Origin of the sequence: Pandoraea norimbergensis (genome assembly GCF_001465545.3) — a bacterium.
In the GTDB taxonomy this organism is placed as follows: Bacteria; Pseudomonadota; Gammaproteobacteria; order Burkholderiales; family Burkholderiaceae; genus Pandoraea; species Pandoraea norimbergensis.
Genome location: NZ_CP013480.3, coordinates 1,711,875 through 1,731,712, shown reverse-complemented (window position 1 = coordinate 1,731,712; position 19,838 = coordinate 1,711,875). Strand labels below are relative to the sequence as shown.

The 19,838-nt window shown below is 62.6% G+C and carries 20 protein-coding genes and 1 tRNA gene; 6 read left to right on the top strand and 15 right to left on the bottom strand.

Translation table 11 applies throughout. The features are described from left to right. Positions 1-9: 9 nt before the first annotated feature. The 7 genes from AT302_RS07790 to AT302_RS07760 all read right to left on the bottom strand — a co-directional run bounded on the left by AT302_RS07790 (position 10) and on the right by AT302_RS07760 (position 6,892). Entirely contained in the window at positions 10-720 is a 711-nt protein-coding gene (locus AT302_RS07790) for an ABC transporter ATP-binding protein (RefSeq protein ID WP_058377940.1), read from the bottom strand. Then, the gene (locus AT302_RS07785; RefSeq protein WP_058377939.1) at positions 717-1,493 is read right to left on the bottom strand and encodes an ABC transporter ATP-binding protein; all 777 of its coding nucleotides are present in this window, start codon (positions 1,491-1,493) and stop codon (positions 717-719) included. The genes AT302_RS07790 and AT302_RS07785 overlap by 4 nt, the downstream gene beginning before the upstream one ends. Further along, a complete protein-coding gene (locus AT302_RS07780) occupies positions 1,486-2,562 on the bottom strand; it encodes a branched-chain amino acid ABC transporter permease (protein WP_084656087.1) in 1,077 nt (358 codons plus the stop codon). Before AT302_RS07780 ends, AT302_RS07785 begins: the two co-directional genes overlap by 8 nt. A gap of 30 nt (positions 2,563-2,592) precedes the next feature. Further along, positions 2,593-3,465, bottom strand: coding sequence for a branched-chain amino acid ABC transporter permease (locus AT302_RS07775; RefSeq protein ID WP_058377938.1), 873 nt, complete (start codon positions 3,463-3,465; stop codon positions 2,593-2,595). Between the two features lie 4 nt (positions 3,466-3,469). Continuing rightward, positions 3,470-4,681 carry an ABC transporter substrate-binding protein gene (locus tag AT302_RS07770; RefSeq protein WP_058377937.1) on the bottom strand — a complete coding sequence of 404 codons (1,212 nt, stop codon included), beginning with the start codon at positions 4,679-4,681 and terminating at the stop codon, positions 3,470-3,472. Positions 4,682-4,739: 58 nt separating this feature from the next. Further along, positions 4,740-5,537 (bottom strand): GntR family transcriptional regulator, encoded by a 798-nt coding sequence (locus tag AT302_RS07765; RefSeq protein ID WP_058377936.1) that lies wholly within the window; start codon positions 5,535-5,537, stop codon positions 4,740-4,742. 188 nt (positions 5,538-5,725) lie between these two features. Beyond that, the gene (locus tag AT302_RS07760) at positions 5,726-6,892 is read right to left on the bottom strand and encodes a porin (RefSeq protein WP_058377935.1); all 1,167 of its coding nucleotides are present in this window, start codon (positions 6,890-6,892) and stop codon (positions 5,726-5,728) included. Between the two features lie 417 nt (positions 6,893-7,309). Here AT302_RS07760 and AT302_RS07755 point away from each other — a divergent pair, with 417 nt between their 5' ends. The 3 genes from AT302_RS07755 to AT302_RS07745 all read left to right on the top strand — a co-directional run bounded on the left by AT302_RS07755 (position 7,310) and on the right by AT302_RS07745 (position 8,745). Continuing rightward, complete coding sequence (locus tag AT302_RS07755; protein ID WP_237172092.1) at positions 7,310-7,870, top strand: helix-turn-helix domain-containing protein; 561 nt, start codon at positions 7,310-7,312, stop codon at positions 7,868-7,870. Between the two features lie 132 nt (positions 7,871-8,002). Continuing rightward, positions 8,003-8,566 carry an HD domain-containing protein gene (locus AT302_RS07750; protein WP_058377934.1) on the top strand — a complete coding sequence of 188 codons (564 nt, stop codon included), beginning with the start codon at positions 8,003-8,005 and terminating at the stop codon, positions 8,564-8,566. Between the two features lie 104 nt (positions 8,567-8,670). Continuing rightward, a tRNA-Arg gene (locus tag AT302_RS07745) sits at positions 8,671-8,745 on the top strand. A gap of 4 nt (positions 8,746-8,749) precedes the next feature. On the opposite strand, the gene AT302_RS07740 is transcribed toward AT302_RS07745, so the two are convergent. Beyond that, positions 8,750-9,124: a hypothetical protein gene (locus tag AT302_RS07740; protein ID WP_058377933.1), complete on the bottom strand. Its 375-nt coding sequence runs from the start codon at positions 9,122-9,124 to the stop codon at positions 8,750-8,752. A gap of 514 nt (positions 9,125-9,638) precedes the next feature. Between AT302_RS07740 and AT302_RS07735 the strand changes: the two genes are divergently transcribed. Together AT302_RS07735 and AT302_RS07730 are read left to right on the top strand one after the other, a co-directional pair. Further along, a complete protein-coding gene (locus AT302_RS07735) occupies positions 9,639-10,514 on the top strand; it encodes a CsgG/HfaB family protein (RefSeq protein ID WP_058377932.1) in 876 nt (291 codons plus the stop codon). Between the two features lie 272 nt (positions 10,515-10,786). Continuing rightward, positions 10,787-11,890, top strand: a complete 1,104-nt coding sequence (locus tag AT302_RS07730) for a hypothetical protein (protein WP_157125718.1) — start codon at positions 10,787-10,789, stop codon at positions 11,888-11,890. Between the two features lie 87 nt (positions 11,891-11,977). Here AT302_RS07730 and AT302_RS07725 read toward each other — a convergent pair whose 3' ends face one another. The 6 genes from AT302_RS07725 to AT302_RS07700 form a co-directional block, all read right to left on the bottom strand. Continuing rightward, on the bottom strand, positions 11,978-12,451 hold the full coding sequence (locus tag AT302_RS07725; RefSeq protein ID WP_058377930.1) for a WbuC family cupin fold metalloprotein: 474 nt from the start codon (positions 12,449-12,451) through the stop codon (positions 11,978-11,980). 175 nt (positions 12,452-12,626) lie between these two features. Continuing rightward, entirely contained in the window at positions 12,627-12,839 is a 213-nt protein-coding gene (gene rpsU / locus AT302_RS07720) for a 30S ribosomal protein S21 (RefSeq protein WP_010806331.1), read from the bottom strand. Positions 12,840-13,402: 563 nt separating this feature from the next. Beyond that, complete coding sequence (locus AT302_RS07715; protein ID WP_064675052.1) at positions 13,403-14,578, bottom strand: porin; 1,176 nt, start codon at positions 14,576-14,578, stop codon at positions 13,403-13,405. A 500-nt stretch (positions 14,579-15,078) separates the two neighbouring features. Then, positions 15,079-15,657, bottom strand: coding sequence for a hypothetical protein (locus AT302_RS27540; protein ID WP_058377929.1), 579 nt, complete (start codon positions 15,655-15,657; stop codon positions 15,079-15,081). Positions 15,658-15,855: 198 nt separating this feature from the next. After that, entirely contained in the window at positions 15,856-16,590 is a 735-nt protein-coding gene (locus AT302_RS07705) for a siderophore-interacting protein (protein ID WP_058377928.1), read from the bottom strand. 2 nt (positions 16,591-16,592) lie between these two features. Beyond that, positions 16,593-17,444, bottom strand: a complete 852-nt coding sequence (locus AT302_RS07700; protein ID WP_407668830.1) for an O-methyltransferase — start codon at positions 17,442-17,444, stop codon at positions 16,593-16,595. 21 nt (positions 17,445-17,465) lie between these two features. On the opposite strand from AT302_RS07700, the gene AT302_RS07695 reads away from it, so the two are divergent. Further along, on the top strand, positions 17,466-18,338 hold the full coding sequence (locus tag AT302_RS07695) for an AraC family transcriptional regulator (RefSeq protein ID WP_237172090.1): 873 nt from the start codon (positions 17,466-17,468) through the stop codon (positions 18,336-18,338). Positions 18,339-18,361: 23 nt separating this feature from the next. On the opposite strand, the gene AT302_RS07690 is transcribed toward AT302_RS07695, so the two are convergent. After that, on the bottom strand, positions 18,362-19,810 hold the full coding sequence (locus AT302_RS07690) for a short-chain fatty acid transporter (RefSeq protein WP_058377926.1): 1,449 nt from the start codon (positions 19,808-19,810) through the stop codon (positions 18,362-18,364). Between the last annotated feature and the right edge of the window lie 28 nt (positions 19,811-19,838).

Below are 19,838 nucleotides of genomic sequence, written 5' to 3'. Positions count from 1 at the left end.
GTAAGTCCCTTACATTCCGAGATAGGCACGGCGAAGCTCGCTGCTCGCGAGCAACTCCGCACACGTGCCGCTGTGACGGATCGAGCCGTTCTCCAGCACGTAGCCACGCTGGCCGGTTTCGAGCGACTGCCCCACGTTCTGCTCGACGAGCAGAATCGACAGACCATCGCGTTGCAAGCGTGCGATCAGGGCGAACAGCTCTTCGACCATGAGTGGCGAGAGCCCCAGCGAGGGTTCGTCAAGAATCAGCAGTCGCGGCTCGGCCATCAGCCCGCGCCCGATGGCAAGCATCTGCTGCTCGCCGCCGGACATCGTCCCGGCAGGCTGCGCGATGCGCTCACGCAGACGCGGGAACAGATCGAGCATGCGTTCCAGACTGCGCTCGCGACCGGCACGGCCTCGTGCGAATGCCCCGAGCGCCAGGTTTTCACGCACGCTCAGGTTAGGGAAAATGCGACGCCCTTCAGGCACTTGAATCAACCCGGCCTTGACCACCTCGCGGTAGTGGCGGCCGGTCAGGTCATGGCCGTCGAAGCGCACCCTCCCCGCCCAGACAGGATTGATTCCCGAGAGCGTGTTGTTCAGCGTGGATTTGCCTGCGCCATTGCTGCCAAGCAACACCACGATCTCGCCTTCGCCGACCGTCAGATCGACGCCTCGCAGCACCTCCACGCGGCCGTAGCCCGTGCGCAAGCCTTCGACTTCGAGCAAATGGCTCATCGCGCACCTCCGGCCTGTGCCGACTGGGCCGCCTGCGCCGCCAGCCGCGCCGCCGTGCCATGGCCTAGATAGGCCTCCACCACCGCCGGGTCCGACGTCACTTCCTGCGGCGTGCCTGCGGCAATCAGCTTGCCTTGCGCCAGCACCCACACATGTTCGGCCAGACTCATCACGGCGCGCATGACGTGCTCGATCATCAGCACCGTCACACCGCTGGCAGCAATCTCGCGCACCACGGGAATCATTTCGTCGATCTCGCTCGGATTCAGCCCCGCGAGTACTTCGTCGAGCAGCAGCAAGCGCGGGCGAGTCGCCAGTGCGCGTGCGAGTTCCAGACGCTTGCGCCCGCACACGGTCAGGTCGGCAGCCGGCTTGTCCAACTGCGCTTGCAGGTTCGTGCGAAACGCGATCTCCTCGGCTTCGCGCAGTGCCGCGCGGCGATTGCCCTGATGGAGATGCGCACCCACGGCGATGTTTTCGCGCACGGTTTGCGCGCCGAACGGCTGCACGATCTGGAACGTGCGCGTGAGCCCCTGACGCGCGGTCACAAACGGCGCCTGTCCGGTGATGTCGCGTCCCTGAAACTCGACGCTTCCGGCCGTGGGCGTCAGAAACCCCGAGAGCAAACCGAACAACGTCGTCTTGCCCGCACCGTTCGGCCCCACGAGCGCCGTGAGCGTGCCCGGCCGAATGCTCAGGCTGACGTCCTGCACGGCCTTCAGGCCACCGAACGTGATGGACAGGCCATCGGCTTTCAACAAGGCGTCAGACACGGGCCTTCTCCTTACTTGCCGCAATGTTCGTTGCGCTCGTTGCGCTCGTTGCGCTCGTGGCACTCGCAATGCTGGTGTCGCTTGCGCGGAACGTGCCGTCCGCTTGCGGCTTGTCTTTCCCCATGCCCAGTGCACGGCGCACCGAGGCACCCGCGCCGGTGATGCCGCGCGGCAGGAACATCACGATCAGAATCAACACCGCGCCGTAGATCACCATCGACAGGCCGGGCAATTCGCCAAACAGGTTGCGTGTGAGTTCGCCGAGCGTGTACAGCACGGCTGCCCCAAGCACCGGCCCCCATAGCGTGCCCAGACCGCCGACGATCACGCCCACCAGCGCCTCGACCGAGATGGTCGAACCGAAAGCAATGCCGGCGTCGATGTACTGAAACATCTGCACGTAGCAAACGCCCGCCGCACTCATGAACGCCCCCGACAACGCGATGGCACCGAGCTTCACTCGCAGCGGGTTGACACCGACCGCCCGCGCCGCGTTTTCGTTATCGCGCACGGCCTGCAACCATGCGCCGAAGCGCGAATGGCGCAACCACGCCGTGACCAACAAGGCCCCCATGACGAACGTCAGCAGCACGAAGGCGTAGCCGCGCGGCGAAGCGAATTGCAAGTTCGCGGCGCTTTGATGCAACGGCACCATCAAGCCGACGCCTGCGCCGGTGAACGGCAACGACACGGCAAGAATGCGAAAGACCTCGGCAAACGCCAGCGTCACAAGCGCAAAGTACGAACCCTTGAGGCCGTAGCGGAACGTCACTGCCCCCACGACCACAGCAACGAGCGTTCCCATCGCAATGGCGAACGGCATCGCCAGCCACGGATTCCAGCCCCATTGCAGTTGTGCAATCGCCTGCGCGTAGGCACCTACGCCGAAAAACAACGCATGGCCGAACGACAGTTGCCCGCCAAAACCGCCCAGAATATTCCACGACTGCGATAGCAGCACGGTGTAGAGCGTCATCATCAGAAACGACAGCCACACGCCCGACTGCAACGTGGCGAGCAGCGCCGTGACGACGACCCCGAACAGCACAATTAATCGAAGGTCCTTCATCGTTTGCTCCTGCACATGTCTTCAGGCTCCTTAGGCGCGCGCACCGAACAGCCCCTGCGGACGCAGCAGCACGACGATGATGAAAATGGCGAAGATGCCCATCTGGCCGAGCGAATCGCCCAACCACAGGCCGCCGAGCGACTCGACCACACCGATGAGCAAGCCACCGGCCAGTGCCCCCGTGAAGCTGCCCATGCCACCGAGCACAACGATCGTGAAGGCCACCAGTACGAAGCCACCGCCGACCTGCGGATTGACGTAGTACGTCGGCAACAGGAAACACGCCGCCGCCCCGACGCAGGCCATGCCGATGCCGAACGACACCGCATATACGCGCTCCACGTCGATCCCCATGAGCTTTGCGCCGTGCTTCTCTTTCGCGACCGCCCGAATCGCGCGGCCAAGATCGGTAGCGCGCATGATCCAGAACAGGATGGCTGCCGTTGCGAGTGCACCGCCGAAGGCGATCAGCTTCGGCACGGCCAGCATGACCGGCCCGATATCGACGGTAGCGAGCGTGTACGGCGTGTCGATGGTGTGGGTGTCCGACTTGAACCACACGAGTGCCAGGTTCTCCAGCACGATGGCCAGCCCGAGCGTGACGAGCAGAATGTTCTCGTCCTTGCCGTGGCTCGCCCGCTCGATGACCACCCGCTGCAACGCATAGCCGAGCGCAAACATGCCGAGCGTGACGAACGGCAGCGCCAGATAGGGGTCGATGCCGAGCTTCTCGCGGAGCAGCCAGACGGCGTACAGGGCCACCATGAGCGCTGCGCCGTGCGCGAAATTGATGATGTGCAGCACGCCGTAGACGAGCGTGAGACCGAGCGCGATAAGGGCATACACCGCGCCGGTCGTCAGCCCGTTGAGCAGGGCCGAGAGCAGAATGACCGGGTCGAGCATCGCGTCAGGCCTTGAGCGGGAAGACCGGCGCGACCTGACGGTAGCTGTCCGGCAGAATCACCTTGATGTCGCCGCCGGAGACTTGCGTGAGCAGCGGCTGCGCGCCCGTGTTCTGGCCGTTCACGAACTTCGTGGGGCCGTAGGGCATCAGGTGATCCTTGAACGTGCTTGCCGCGAGCGCCGCCGTGATCGCCGCGCGATCGACCGATTTGGCATGCTCGATGGCGTCGGCCAGCAGCATCATGGCGGTGTACGTCATGAAGACTTCGTAGCTGAAGAACGCCCCCTTGGCTTCCGTGCGCTTCTTTAGCGAGGCCACGCGCGCATCCTTCGGATTGAACCAGTGGTTGCAATCGATGATGCCGTCGGCGATCTCGGGAAACTCCTTCAGGAACTTGTAGCTCGACGCCGCACCGCCCAGCACCGAGTAGATGGCTTTCGGGCGGATCTTCTGCTGCTTCATGGCGCGCAGCAGCAGCGCGTACTCGTTGTAGTAGTTCGCCGGAATCACGATGTCCGGGTTCACCGAGCGCATGCGCAGCACGATGTTGTTGAAGTCGCGCGTCGGGTTGGCATGCTTGATGACTTCCTTCACTTCGAAGCCGCGCGCCGGCAATTCCTTCTGCAACAAGGCAGCGGTACCGGTGCCGAAGAGCGACTCTTCATGCACGATCATCACCGTTTTGGCAGGCTTGCCCGCCGCATCGTTGAGTGCGGCGAGGTCGTCGACCGCGCGCAGCGAACACATGCGATAGCCCGGGCCGAAGCGGAAGGTGTTGGTGAGACCCCGCTCGACGATCTGATCGGCGACGCCGACATCCACCACGTGCGGCAGACCGTATTTTGCTGCGGTCTGCGTCGTCGCCAGACAGATCGCCGATGCATAGGCACCGACGATTGCCGACACGCCGGCTTCGTTCATCTTCTCCACTTCGGCCGAACCGGCTTCGGGGCGCGACTGCGCATCGCCAAGCACGGCTTCGATGGGCGCGCCGCCGAGCGACTTGATGCCACCGGCCGCGTTGATGTCGTCAATGGCGAGCAGCGCGCCGAGGCGGCACTGCTGGCCCGAATACGCAAGCGCACCGGTGACCGGGTGCAACACGCCGATCTTGATGGGCTTGCCCGCAGCGCGCGCGGCAAACGGTGCGGTGGTGGCGGCGGCGAGCGCGGCCAGAGCGGTGGACTGACGCAGGAACGTGCGACGCGAACTCATTGACGATTCTCCGGGCTTAGGCGGTAGTGGGCGGTGGTGGGCAATTGCGAGCGGTGGATCAGTGGAATTGAGCGGATAGTTCTTCGCTGACCCAGACCTTGGCGTCGATATCACCGACGCGCGAGAGCTGAAGCTGGTACTGGTAGCGATCGGGGCGATACAGGCCTTGCAGCAGTTGCACCGGGCGATCGGCAACGTCGCGCACCAGACGCGTGACCGCGAGCAACGCGGAGCCGACGGCAATGTCGAGATGGCGCGCCACGACGGCGTCGGCCAGACGCGCGGAGATGGTTTGGGTGGCGCCACCGAGTTCGACACCGGCTTCTTCGAGGAGCATGAGCAGCGGCTTGCGCTCCAACTCTTCGCGACTGATCTTTGCAATGCCCTCGGGCACATGCGTGGTGATGTACGAGAGCGGTCCGGCTTGCGTGCTTCGCACACGAATGCTCTTGTAGACCGGTGCACCGGGGGCGAGCGCGAGGGCATCGGCTACCGCGTCGCTGGCGCCGACAAGCGACGACTCCAGCACTGACACCGTGGTGCGCAAGCCCATGTTGACGATGTTCTCGAGCAAGCCCGTGAGGTGTGCCTTTTCGCGAGAGATACCGCCCATGCCGCCACCGGTGCGTTGCCCGGCATGCAAGGGCCACGTGCCCAGCCCCGGGCGCCGCACGACGAGTTTGTCAGCGACAAGCATTTCCATGGCCTTGCGGATCGTGATGCGCGCGACACTGAACTGTTCGGCCAGCAGATGCTCGCCCGGCACGCCGTCCCGGTCGAAACGCCCCTCCTGCAATTGCTCGCGCAGCACGAGGTAGATCTGGTGGTACTTCGGAAGCGGTAGTGGGGTATCCATGCGGCGATTCTGGAAGTGTCATAATGTCCGGTCAATAGAACAAATGGACAGACAAAATGTCCTATCGGGAAAACACCTAAGCTATTTCAGATTCGTTGCGCGACGCCCTGCAAACGCAGGCACAGCAAGGGGTTTCCTCATGCGGCGCAGCATTTTTCGATGCTGCGCCGCTTGCGTTTCATCGGTCATCAGAAGCGATGACGCAGGCCCACGTAGTAGCTCATCTGGTTGTCGTAACCATTGAGCTTCACGCCATTGCCACCGGTCCAATTGGTGGTTGTCGTGCCGAAGAGTCCTGACCAGCCGCCATCGACCCGCTCGTACGCCGCCGCAAAATACACGTCGGTGCGCTTCGAGAAGAAGTAATCGACGACGCCATAGACCGTCTGCCGTTTGCCACTGAAGTTCACGGCGCTCGTGTTGTCCTGCATGTAGGCCACGATGAACTGCCACGACGGATTGAGCAGATAGCTCGCGCCGAGCGTGAAGAACTGATCGCGACGCGCGGCGGAGAACACCGAGCCGATGGCGGCCACTGTGGTCGGCGTGGCGGCAGTGCTCATGTTGGTGATCGACGCGTAGTCGAGGCCTCCGTTGGTCACATCGAAGCCCGGATCGCGCTGGCTTTGCAGATAGTCGGCATGGAATTTCCAATGGCCGTAACTCACCTTCGCGCCGAGCGACCACGTTTTCGCCGAGCGGCATTGCGAATCGTGCGTTTGCTGCAATTGGCCGGTGAAGACGTTGCCGTCCTGCTCCCACGAGAGACCGCCCGACGCCGACGAGCGCGCCGAGGCCTGCCCTGCAATGCCGCCGAGCGCGTATTGCAGGTTCATGCCGAACGGGCCGAACTTCTTCGTCCACGTCAGTGCGTTGTTGAATCGCTGACCGGTGAGGTACACGAGCCACGAGTTTGTGGGCGGTGCGCCGATAAAGATCGGATCAACCATCGAGATCGCGACGACCGCGCCGGTGTACTGACGGCCCAGCGCGACTTCGCCCCACACGCCCTGCAAAGCGACGAACGCCTGCCGGCCAAACAGTTGCCCCTGTTGATCGAACGTGCCGGCTTGCGAATTGAAGCCGTTTTCGAGCACGAAGCGTGCCTTCGTTCCACCACCAAGGTCTTCGATGCCTTGCAGGCCGAAGCGGCTTGCCGAGAGAAAGCCCTCGCCCGCCTGATTGACCGAGACGACTTGGCCGCCCGTTGGGCTGGCGTGATTTTGTGACACGATGGCGGCTTCGATAACGCCGTAGAGCGTGACGCTCGATTGGGCGAAGGCGGGAGCCGCAGTTGTCGCGAGAAGGAGTGCGGCGCTGGCGAGCGGTAGCGTTTTGCGAGTGATATGCGTCATGGGGCTTGGCGTCTTTCTTTTGTTGAAGAAAACAGTGCCCCACGACGCCGGGCGTCAGCCGTCGCCGCAAGCAGCAATCGCCGGGCGGCAGGCAAACGTCAGGGCGCACGACGCCGCGCCGTGCGCGGGTAGCGCACGTCGATCGGCAAGGGGCGGTGTGGGAGAACGCGCGCTCACGCAAAGATGCGATTGGCGAGATGGGCTATCGCGATGTGAGGCGTGCGTCGAGGGGCAGCGGCTACTCGCGCAGAACGCGATACGTCGCACGCTTGAGGGCGGACGTTTTCATGAGCGGGTTGGGTCGAGTCATCATGGCCCCGACTCTAGGAGCGCCAATTTGTAGCGTCAATGGAACAAATGGCGCGCACAGTTGTTCTATCGGGAAATTCCCGAGTTCAGTGTTGCAGGAGACACACCATGGAAAATCGAGCGGGTATGCCTGCGCTGGCGGCGCCCGGCGCGACGTTACGGCGGTGGCGCGTATTGCGACGTATCAAGCAGGCGCATGCGGCGCAATGGCTCGGCGTTTCGCAGTCGACAGTATCGCGCTGGGAAGCGGGTACGTTGCCGATCACGGACGATGCGCTCGCGCGTATCGAAGCGCTGTTCGCGGCGCGGCTGGACTCGGCGGGTGATTACGCGTTGCAACGGTTGGTGACGTACGACGCGCGCGCCGTGCATCTCGTGTGCGATCACACGCATCGCTTGCTCGCGTGCTCCGCATCGCGTGCGGCGGAGTTTTCGCAGCCGTTGCCGATATTGATGGGGGTGTCGTTGTGGCCCTTCGCGACCGAGGCGATCGTCGCGCGCGAAGCCTCACTGCGTGATGCGGGATGGTATGAACAGCGCGCGCCGTCGATCGAGTTCGATACCGGCAGCAATGCTTCGGCGGAGGTGCCGATTCGGGCCAGCCGCTGCCGATGGACGCGCCTCACGCTCTCCGACGGCACCGTTGCGCGGCTGGTCGAGACGCTGTGATCGCGGTGAAGACTGGCAGCGTCTGCCACGCATAATTTATGCGTAGCGCCGGCGACGGCCCAGACCTATGCTGATGCGTTGTAATGGCATGGACTGGAACGGGAGGCGGCTCACATGACGCACATGACTCATATGACGCAAGAACAGATCGAAGGCAGGCTGAATTTTCTGCGCACGTGTGAACGGCTGAAGGACGTGCTCAGAAGTGGCTACACGTCGTCCGGACGTCAGGAAAGCACCGCCGAGCACAGCTGGCGACTCAGTCTGATGGCGATGTTGTTCATGGATCAGTTGGGCGACGTCGACAGTACGAAGGTGCTGGCGTTATGTCTTGTTCACGATCTGGGCGAAGCGTTGGGTGGCGACGTACCCGCGCCGGCGCAGCTGGCGGGTGGCAGCAAGGACGACGTCGAGCGACGCGACCTGTTGACGATATGCGAACCGCTGGACGCGGCGATGCGTGCGCAAATCGTCGGCTGGTGGGAGGAGTACGTGCAGGCAACGACGCCCGAAGCCCGCGCGGTCAAAGCGCTCGACAAGCTCGAAACCCTGCTGCAACACACGCAGGGCCTTAATCCGCCGGACTTCGATTACGCGTTCAATCTGGCATACGGGCGGCAGTACACGGATGCGATACCACTGCTGCGTGCCGTGCGCGAACAGATCGACGAGGCGACAAGGGCGCGCCTCGCCTAGGCGGAATCCCGGGCCGTTACATGTCGCCGCCGCCCGGAAATAGCTTTTTGATATACTCTTGCGCTCGCGAGACCTACGATCCACGTATCGGCAGTCCTCGCGCCCTCCCTGTAGTTCAATGGATAGAACGAGTGCCTCCTAAGCGCTAGATACAGGTTCGATTCCTGTCGGGGGGACCAAGGACTAGTTGGTCAACGTCCGATACGCCTGCGTTTTCGGCGTTCCCGCATCAACGGGCTCGGAGCACCCGGCCATTTCGGGTCGCGCACAGCGCCCCGTCCCGCATGCTTCCTGATAGCTGACGCTCTTCGCGCTCAGATCCGGGCCCTCCAGCACATAGGCGCCCTTGACGGTCCACGCACCTGCACGCACCTTGTCACTGCCCCACAGCAGACACGTTCCCGTCTTGCCATTCTCCGTGCATTGCCATGCCGTAATGATTGCGGAACGGCCATTACAGATGCCACCCGCGGCATAGGCCGGCACCGCACCGAAAACCATCGTCAGAACACCAGCCATGCCCGCCAATGCGATCGTGCCATTCATGCTTGCTGCCATTGCGTCGCTCTCCTGATTACAGTTTTACCAATAACCCCCGGAGGACTTGGGTGCGCTTTGATTCGCACGCCTTTGACTTCATCGCAACCTTAATGGCCGTCTGATCGCACTTGCCGAATAACATCATCCCTATGCGTATCGCCGTAATAATAACGTCACATAGACGGCTCGCAAACTCCCGCCGCCATTGGCGTTGCCGGAAGATAGTTAATATACGTATGGATAACCCTTAATCTTTTCCTAATACACCGGGAATCAGTGCCCTAATCCATTCGTAATCCCCGTGATTTTTGATAGGATTGCCACCCATTTCCGACGTGCTAGCATGCGGCGCGGGATGTTCTTACGGAGCATTTCAGCGTAGGAGTCCTACCGTAGATCGCCTATCAATGCCGATCTCTCCGCTTCAGGACTCCTGGCATGCGGCAGCGACACCGACTCGGCCGGCTCGACGCTTTATCGACACCGGCAACGCTGCCCATCTTCCAGAACAACATTCTAAAGAACTAGGAAAATGGCACACCAACTCGTAAAAGTCACCGCCCTGCTTCTCGCAGCAGGCATCACGGCGGGTTGCTCCACCATGAACATGGGCAGCAGCAGCGCAAAGACGGCTGCCACTGGCTCAGCTGGCGGTGCGAACTCGGAAAATGCCAATCAGCAGCTCGAAAAATGCGACCGCCCGCTCGGCACGATCGCCGTCATCGAAGACACCACCGCCCCGTGGTACGGCGTGCTGACCGGTCAATACAAACTGGGCTCCACAGTGCCCGTGCTCAAGCTCCTGGTACAACAGTCGAACTGCTTCGTCGTGGTCGATCGCGGCCGTGGCATGAATACCATCATGGGCGAGCGTGCCCTTCAGGATTCGGGCGAACTGCGTAACAAATCGAACTTCGGCAAGGGCAAGATGGTGGCCGCCGACTACGCGATCAGCCCGTCGATCACGTTCACCAACAACAACGCCGGCGGTGCTGGCGCCAGCGTCGCCGGCCTGCTGCCGGGCGGCATCGGCGCGGCCATCGGTGCGCTCGCCGGCAGCATGAACTCGAAGGAAGCCAGCACGCTGCTGACCGTCATCGACAATCGCTCCAGCGTGCAGATCGCCGCCGCAGAAGGCAGCGCCAGCAGCATGGACTTCGGCGCACTGGGCCGCATCATCGGCAGCTCGGCCGGCGGCTCGCTGGGCGGCTATTCGAACACGGCGGAAGGCAAGGTCATCGTCGCTGCGTTCACCGACTCGTACAACAACGTCGTGCGCGCCGTGAAGAATTACAAGCAACAGAACGTTGCCGGTGGCCTGGGCACGGGCGGTCAACTGGGCGTTCAGGACGACGATGCACCCGCACCGAAGAAGGTCGTGAAAAAGAAGAAGACCGCCTCGCAGTAATTTCACGCGCCCGCCAACCGCTGCGTTGGCGACTGGCACTGGGCGCCGGATGACGTCTTCCGCGACGTCGTCCGGCGACAAATATTTTGCCCGCCGGCAAACGAAACCGGCCCGATGGCAAAAGCCACACACCGCGACCGCCTGCCCCCTCCCCTATCATTTCTCACGAGCCTGCCAGACCTGCGCAGGCGCACGTTGCCGCCCCTCGGCCCCTGTCGGACGCCCGGTGCGGTCTCTTCGCCGGATTGCCCATTCTCGACGCCGGGATTCGCATGACGAAGCCTTCTTCTCGCACGCCCACCCCCTGCTCGCCTGCCTCGGGCGACGCTTTTGGTAACGCCTCGCTCCCTGACACCACCGATGCCATCGCCCATGCCTGGGCCCAAGTCGGCGCAGCATTGAGCCCGCATCCCGATTGCCCCTTGCCGACGTGGGCTGGGGGTGGCGACACGTTGCATCAGCACCTGATCGTGATCGGCACCGGGCACGAGGGTGACATCGTGGGGCAACTGCGTCATCTGGAGACCGCCGCGGCACGATTCGGCAAAGTGGGATTTGTTGGCCCCGCCAACGTGCGGCGACTCGTGGAATGGTCGCTGGGAGATCGCGTGGTCGTACTCTCGCGCATGCCGCGCGACGTCTCCGACTGGGATCTTCGCTGTGCGCTGGGCGCGCTGGCCCGGACCCTCGGTCCACACGCCGCCGCCGCGCATGCCGGCATGCCCCATCTGCGCGTCGCCGCCACGTCCGCACGTCATTGGCGCGACCGGTTGGCCGCGTCAGCACAACACGGGCTTTGCGTAGGGATTGCATGGCCCGGCGTCACGGCTGGCACTCAACGTGCCGGTATGGGCACGACGCCGGACGATGCGGCCGCTTTTGGCCGGTCGCCCGCTAGCGCGAACGCCGCCGACCAATCAACGGAACTCGCCGGACTCGCGCGGCTGACCGCGTTGACACCGCTGATCCCGCTGCTCGCAGTACCCGGCGTTTCGTGGGTGCCGCTCGGCACGCACGCTCACGCGGTCACCGACGCGACACCACCCTCGCGTGTCGACTGGATCGACTGGCGCGCCGATTGCGACGACCTCGCCGACGAGGCTGCCCTCATCGACAATCTGGACCTCGTGATTTCTTTGGATATTGCCCGCACCCACCTCGCCGGGGGGCTGGGCGTGCCTGTCTGGCACGTGGACGCATCGGCGCAGTCGGCCGTCATCGGGTACGCACAGATGCGGCTGTTCGGCGCACCAGCGGCAAACGCGGCAAACGCGGGGAAGGCAGGGAAGGCCGCAAACGACTGGCGCGATGCGGTAGAGGCGGCAGCACAAGCATTACACTCGCTCTCCGCCGAATTTCAGGGCTGGACGCGCTGACCGGGCAAACCTGCACAGGTTTGCCCTCACCTCTGGCCAGGCAAGCCGCTTGGAAAAACAAGCCTCCAGCGGCTAGCCACCTGTCACTCAGGCCGCCCAGCGATCCCCGATCTGCGCCGTCTTCACCCACGCCATGAAGGCGGTGGCTTCCGGCGTGTCCGCCGGTGCCGACCAGCTCGCGTAATCGGCTTCGACAAACGGGCGATACGGGCCATGCTTCACTTCGAAGATCACGCCACCAGCATCGAGCGAAAGCACAGCGTGATGCGTGCCGGCCGCCGTTTCGGTCACCGCCGTGTCTTCGCCCAACACTTTCCGGTCGGTGACAACACCTTCGTTGTCGAACGTCAGCACGACAAAACGGCCCCGCAGCGACGTGAGCAACTCCCACGTCTGCTGATGTTGATGCGGGCGAATGTAGGTCGCCGGTTCCATGGCGATCGCCAGACGCTGAATCGGGTCTTCAAGCGCGTCGTGCAGATTCTGGTTCATGCGCAGACGCGGCGACTGTTCGGCTTGCTGGGTCAGCGCGTCGAGCGCTTCGTGAGTCAACGTTTTCATATCGGAATCGTGGGGAAATATCGCGCTTGATGGGTATTGCAGGGCGGGGTATTGCAGAGCGCTGTGGCCCAGAGTGTAGCAAAGCACCACATGAGACCCGCCCAAGAAAAAACCCGCCTCGCGGCGGGTTTTCTCGACTTCGCAAACCAATGCGCCGTAACGGCGCAAGGCATGCTTAGTACATCTTCTTCTTCAGCGTCTGGCTGCGCAGGCGCTTACGCAGACGGGCCACGGCAGCAGCCTTCTTGCGCTTGCGCTCAGCCGTCGGCTTTTCGTAAGCCGCACGTGCCTTGACTTCCTTGATCAGGCCCGTGCCATCGATGGCGCGGCGGAAACGACGCAGTGCGACTTCAACGGGTTCACCGTCTTTGATAACGATCTTGGTCATGCAATAACTCGTATAGTGAATCGGCTCAGAGAGCCGGAATATTAACTACCGCGCAAAGATACCCTTCACCGCCCTGCCGGAGATTCCTCCTGCCAGGCGCGACGAACGGACTTGCCACGGACTGCACTACACCACATCTGGCGGGACCGCGACTCACCTCCTCGGCGATCTCCCGATTGGCTTTTAATGTTCGCCCTCGCTACCTGCGCATTTGCGCTGGCCCCGAAGCGTACATCCCGCCTTCCAGACTGGCTGAATGGGTTGACTGATGGCGAAACCGCGCTCTTCGTTCGTCACTGAGCACAATTCCCCCGCGATGCCCAAGTTTTGGACAAGGTCGGGATTATACACACAAAGCGCGTGTATTGCACACGATTTGCGGACCCTATGATGCAAACGGGCTCCACTAACCGCAGCGGAGCCCGTTTGGGCCGGGAAAAGCAGGAAAGACGCGGAAAATCAGCACGACACCGCACGATTTCCCCACAACCCGCTTTCCCGTAGACGGCCGGAGCCGTTGCCGACCCTCGGCACTCGACCCTCGGCCCTCGGCCCCTGCCTGCTTAGAACTTGTGGCGCAGGCCAGCGATCACGGCGATTTGCGACTGTGCGCCGGTGCCCGTCGGGCCGCCCACGTTGTCGATCGCTGCCACCACTGCATCACCCGTTGCGCGTTGGTAGACGCCCGTCAGGTACGATTCCGTGCGCTTGCTGAACGCGTACACGCCGCCAGCGTTGACTTGGAACCAGCGCGGCTTCGTGCCCTTGCTGATACCCGACAGTGCCGTCGCACCGCTCACGCTGCCATCGCTGTAGACGAATGCCAGACCGCCCAACAGGTTCGGCGTGATCTGGTACTTGCCGTTCAGTTCGAACGTGTTCACGCGAATCGACGACTGGTTGACGTAGTTGATCTTCGCGTAGCTGTACACGAAACCGATCGTCGCGGCCTGAATCTGGTACGACACGCCAGCAGCGGCGATATCGTGCTTGTCGACGGCGCTCGTGTAGAAGATGTCGGTGGCGCTCGAGTAGTCGTTGGTCACGGCACCGTTGCCGTTAGCCGTGCCCGGGCCAGCCAGGTGCATGTAGCCGGCGGCAGCCATCAACGGGCCGTTGGCGTACGAAGCGCCCACGCTCCATGCGTTGTTGTTCGAGAAGCCCGTGCCGTTGCCGGTGTTCGGTTGATTGCTGAACCCGTAGAGTGCGCCGAACGAGAACCCGTTGTAGTTCACGCTCGTGTACTTGATCGAATTGTTCACGCGGAACGAGTTGTACAGGTTGTCGATATCACCGACGTGCGCACCGTATTGCGTGGCCCACTGCTTGGCCGACGTGAGCGGGCTCACGAAGTCGACCACGGAGTCGTACTGGCGACCGATCGTGACCGTACCGGCTTGCGTGCTTTGCAGACCGACGTAGGCCTGACGACCGAACATGCGGCCGTTCTGCGACATCGTGCCGTTGGTGAGCGCGAAGCCGTTTTCCAACACGAACACGGCCTTCAGGCCGCTGCCCAGATCTTCCGAGCCCTTCAGGCCCCAACGGTTGCCTTGGCCGATACCGCTCACGGCCTGGATGTTGTGGGCGCCCTTGGCGTTCAGGCCGGAGGCAACGTTGTTCACATAGCCAATGCCAGCGTCGATCACGCCGTAGAGCGTCACATTGCTTTGAGCCATGGCCGGTGCGGCCACTGCGAAGCTGGCGAGGGCCAGTGCGGTACGTTGGATGCGCTTCATTCTTATCCTCTTTGGTAATGATTTTTTTTGAATTCTTGTCCGCTGAGCGGATCTCTCCAGACGATGCCGGCTGCCACGTGCCCCGTGACACGGATTGCTGCAACCGCATATGCAATGGAGTACTCACCAAATGATCAGCGGTGCTTTCCTTATGAGGGAAAAGCACCGCCGGTCATTCGCAAGCGGGTGCATTCTGACACGAGAAATGGCCGTTTCGCACAGCAGTGGTGCGATTGCAACACTCGTAATTGGCAACATATGCACGCACGTTCGCATTGCTTCGGTGAGCGTGATATCCGCTATTCGGGAGGAGGAATGAAGTGGCGTGATGCGTTGAAAATCTCTGCACGATTCAACGAATATCGGCACCACCCAAAAAGAAAACGGCGCGTCGCCGAAGAGGCGCGCGCCGTTTTTCTTGCAGCAGATTCAGACAGCGTTGCGAGCGATGTGTCTTTCGCGTTGCTAGTTGCCGAACGCTTTCACAGTCAGTCAGCGACTCAGGCTGTGCCGCTAGCCGGGACCGTTTTCAAGGGCTTTGCAGCAGGCGTACCGACCGGCGCCGGTTTGGCCGGCTTGACGACTTTGCGCAGCTTGGCGGATTGCGTCGCCGCCGGCTTGGCTGGCTTGGTGGCTTTCGCCGCTTTCACCGGCTTGGCGGGTTTATCCGCCTTGGGCGGCGTTGCTGCCTTTGCGGGTTTAACAGCTTTCGCGGGTTTGGCAGCCTTTGCAACCTTAGCGGGCTTAGCGGGCTTAGCGGGCTTAGCGGGCTTAACCGCTTTTGCAGGCTTGGCGGTGTCGGCCGACACCTTTGCTTTCGCGGCAGCCGTACGCGCGGCGGCAGCCAATTCGAGATCGATCGTGTGCTTGAGGCCAGCGATCACCGGCTCGGCCAGATCGTCGGCGAAGTGATCGAACCAGCGCTTCGCTTGCAGCAGTTTCTTGCCGCCGAGCCGCTGCTTGTGACCTTCGTCATTCGCCAGCACTTTGGCGGAGAGTCGCGCGCGGCCTTTGGAGAGCCGCTCGAGAACGGTGATGATGGTGAACCCGCGATGCGACGTCTTCTGCTCGGCAGACATACTGGCCTCCTGATGTGTTCGCCTGATGGCGAGCCCGGATCGGATAAATGCCACGACTACGTTCACGTGGATAGAGCGATCCTATCACGACGAAAACGATATGCCCTCGCACGCGACATCAAGCACTCAGCCAGCAACGACGGGGAACACCGGCGTCCCCATCACCACCCCACGTCGCCGAACAGGAGAAACACCGACTCAGTCCATCCCCGTCTTGCCGGGCGCCCAATACGCTTTGGCCATGATTCTTGCGGCAGGCACGCCGAGTGCGCTCAGTTCCCGGCGCCAGCGCTGAATAGAAGAAGCCTTACCCGTCAGGACAAACGTCGCACCGGCCATCGCAGGTGCCGACAAGCGACTCGCCATGTCATCAAGGTGCGCATCGCCCGCCGAACGACCGAACAATTCGACGCCGTCGAGGCCCAGCCGCCCCAGCACTTCATGCGTATCCACCAAATCGCCGACTTCAAGCAGACACCTGACGGCGTTGTCGGCAAGGCGCTGGCGAAACGCATACATCAAGGCAATCGACGTCTCGTCGCCGAGCATCACGCAGACACCCGATATGCGACCGACATCGAGCGATGCTCGCGGGCCGAAGACAGTGCACTCGTCGCCCGGCATCACATTGCGCACCCACGTACTTCCCGGCCCGCTACCGTGCGCATAGGACACGATGCGGGTTCTGCCCGCCGCGCTATCCCATTCGATCGGCGTGTAGGTTCGCGCGACAAATGCCGAGCCCATGGTCAGTTGAATCTTTTGTCCGGGCACCCAGTCGACGCCTCGGAACGCGGCGCTCTCAATCGTCAGCAGACGAACGTCATCGGCGAGTGCTTCTGCGTGAACGATGCGCGCCTGCTTCATGAACAGGCGAATCAGGGCGCGGCTGACAGGCCCCGGTTGGGGTATCACGGCGTCGGGGGCTCTCATGTTCATCGCGTCACCACCGTAAATTCGTTGCCCCGGCCCTCGTCGATGGGGATCGGTTGCGAGAGATACCCGTTCGCCGGGTTGCGGACGTACGCCAGATACTCGTTGTCGTGATCGAAAGCGTTTTCAGCAAGAATCGGCGTGCCGGGCTTCAGATGCGGCTCCAGCAGTTTGAGTATCGGCAGATAGAGGCTGAACGCGCCGTCGAGCAACACCATGTCGATCTCGCCGCCCACATCGGCGAGCGTCTCGCGCGCGTCGCCGACACGGATGTCGACCAGATCGGCAAGCCCCGCCTCCTCGAGATGCGCGCGTGCCCGTGCTGCTTTCTCCGGCTCAAGCTCCGTTCCAATCAAATGACCGCCGCCCATGTCGCGAAGCGCCGCCGCCAGATGGATCGTCGAGATGCCCATCGACGTGCCGAACTCGACGATGCGTGTCGCTTTGCAGATGCGCGCGCATTCATAGAGAAATCGGCCATACGCCGGTGTGACGTTGAGAAAGTTCTTTGCATAGCCCCGATAGACGCCGCGCAGATCGCGCCGCTCCGCAGCCATCATCTCGTCGACGGCTTCGGCGAGGGTTTGCTCGGCGTGCGCTGGCGAGCCGGTGTCGAACTGCGCCATCAGTTGTCCGTCGGCCTGCTCCGCCTCAAGAAAAAGCCGCTGCAAGGTTTGCTCGACACGCCCGACACTCAATGAATCCATGATTCGCTTCCTATGCGCCATGGCGAACGGAAAATCCGCGCGCCGTGGATGCATGGTAGAAAAGGCGTGACTTGGCGACATTGGGAAATTCCGCCAATATGTTCTGAATTCTTGCCAATCGTCTGAAAACCGCGCCTGAGCGCTCATGCCATGCCTGTGCTGACCTCCTTGACCGATCCCTTCGAATGGGAAGACCCGGACCTCGTCCCTCGCCCGGTGGTGACGATCGGTGCTGCGGGCATCGATGTCGCCACCACTGACGATGGCGAACACCGGCATGAGAAGGACTTCCACACACACAAGAAGGCGCAGTTCATGCTCTTGCTGCGCGGCGCGCTCACCTGCGAGATCGAGGGCAGTCTGTGGATGGTGCCGCCCCAGAGCGCGCTCTGGGTGCCCGGCAGTGTGCTGCACAAGGTGACGGCGGCGGGCACCGTGGAGGTGTACGTGGCCTTCATCGATCCAGCCGTGGCATCGCATCTGCCGTCGACGTGCTGTGCGATCTCGACGACGCCACTGCTGCGCGAGTTGGTGATTCGCTCCGCGTCGTTTCCGATGCGCTACCCGGAAGGCGGTGCGGAGTCGCACCTGGCGGTGCTGCTGCTCGACGAACTCGCCGCCGCGCCGATTGGCAATCTCCATCTGCCGATGCCGTCCGATTCGCGGCTTCGCAAGATTGCCGAGGCCATCATGGAGACGCCCGCCGAGCGCGGAACGATACGAACCTGGGCACGACACGTGGGCGTGAGCGAGCGAACGCTCTCGCGTTTGCTGACCGAGCAAACCGGGATGAGTTTCGGTCGCTGGCGGCAGCAACTCAATCTCATGCTGGCGGTGAAATGGCTGAGTAGCGGCGCGTCCGTTCAGCAGGTGGCTGACGACCTGGGCTACGAAAGCGCCGGGAGTTTCGTGACGATGTTTCGCACCGCACTCGGCACGTCGCCGGGGCGGTACATGGCGGAAAGACTGCCTGACAGGCGCACTTCGACCGCTACCGATCTCAAGGACGCCGGATACCCAGAGGCGGTATCCGGCGAATGACGCCCTTCCCCACCATCACACCATCACGGCATGACCGGCGGATGATAGGTCAACGTTTGCGCCAGCAGCCACAGCATGACGATCACCACCGGGAAGTGCACCAGCAGTTGCGTGAACGTATAACCGACCACATCGCGCGCACGCAGACCGAGCACGCCGAGCAACGGCAGCATCCAGAACGGATTGATCAGATTCGGCAACGCTTCGGCGGCGTTGTAGACCGTCACCGCCCATCCCAGATGAACATGTAGATCGTTGGCGGCCTGCATGACGTAAGGCGCTTCGATGATCCACTTGCCCCCGCCCGACGGCACGAAAAAGCCCAGCACCGCCGAATACACGCCCATGACGCCGGGGAAAGACGACTGCGACGAGATCGCCACGAAGAAGCTCGACAGATGATGTGAGAGCGTCTGCCCATCGATGCCCGGCGCTTTGGTCAGCAGATACGCGATGCCCCCATACAACGGAAACTGAATCAACACGCCGGCCACCGACGGGACCGACTTCGCAATCGCATCGAGAAAGCGGCGCGGACGCCAGTTGAGCAGCATGCCCAGCATCAAGAAGACGAAGTTGTACGTGTTCAGGTTCGAGATCGCCAGCAACGGGTCTTTCGTCGTGAACTCGTGCCCGATCCAGAGCACACCGAGCGCCACGATCAGCACCGTGACGATCGGGCTGTACTCAAGCCAATCGCCCGGACGTTGCGGCTTCGCGTAGGTCTTCGTCGTATCGTCGAGCGACACGCCGAGGTCGGCGGCCAACGTCGCACGCGCGTCACGCGGCGCCGAAAAATAGGCCAGCACGACAGACACCACCGTCAGGACGCCCGCAATCGCCATCGACTGCGGCAGGAAAATCGTGTCGGAGAACGGGATCACGCCGGTGATCTCGACCAGCGCCTTCGGCAGACTCGCCGGATTGGCCTGCAACTGTGCGGCGGACGAACTCAGGCCGAGCGCCCACGTCGCGCCCATGCCCAGATAGGCCGCCGCGCCACCGGCACGGTAATCCATGCGAATGTTCTCGCGCCGCGCAATCGCCCGCACCAGCAAGCCGCTGAACACCAGACTGATGGCCCAGTTGAACAACGAGAGCACGATGCTGACGAACGCCACGTACGCCACCGCGCTGCGACCGCTGCGCGGCAAAGCCGCCATCTTGCGGATGAGCAGCGCCGCCGGCGGCGAGACCGCCACCACGTAGCCCGAGATGGCCACGATGGCCATTTGCATCGTGAACGGAATCAGGCTCCAGAAGCCGTCACCGAACGCCACACCCACCTTGACGGCCGGCACACCGATCGCCAACGCGCCGCCCGCGCAGACGATGACCGCCAGCGCCGCGAATAGATACGCGTCGGGAAACCAGCGTTCCGACCAGCGTGTGACCGACGCCGCCAGACGCTCCAGAGGGCCGCCGTCGTGTGGCGTTTCCATCGTGCTCGATAGTGAAGTTCCCGGTTTCATTTCCTGCGTTCCCTTATGTGTGTATTGA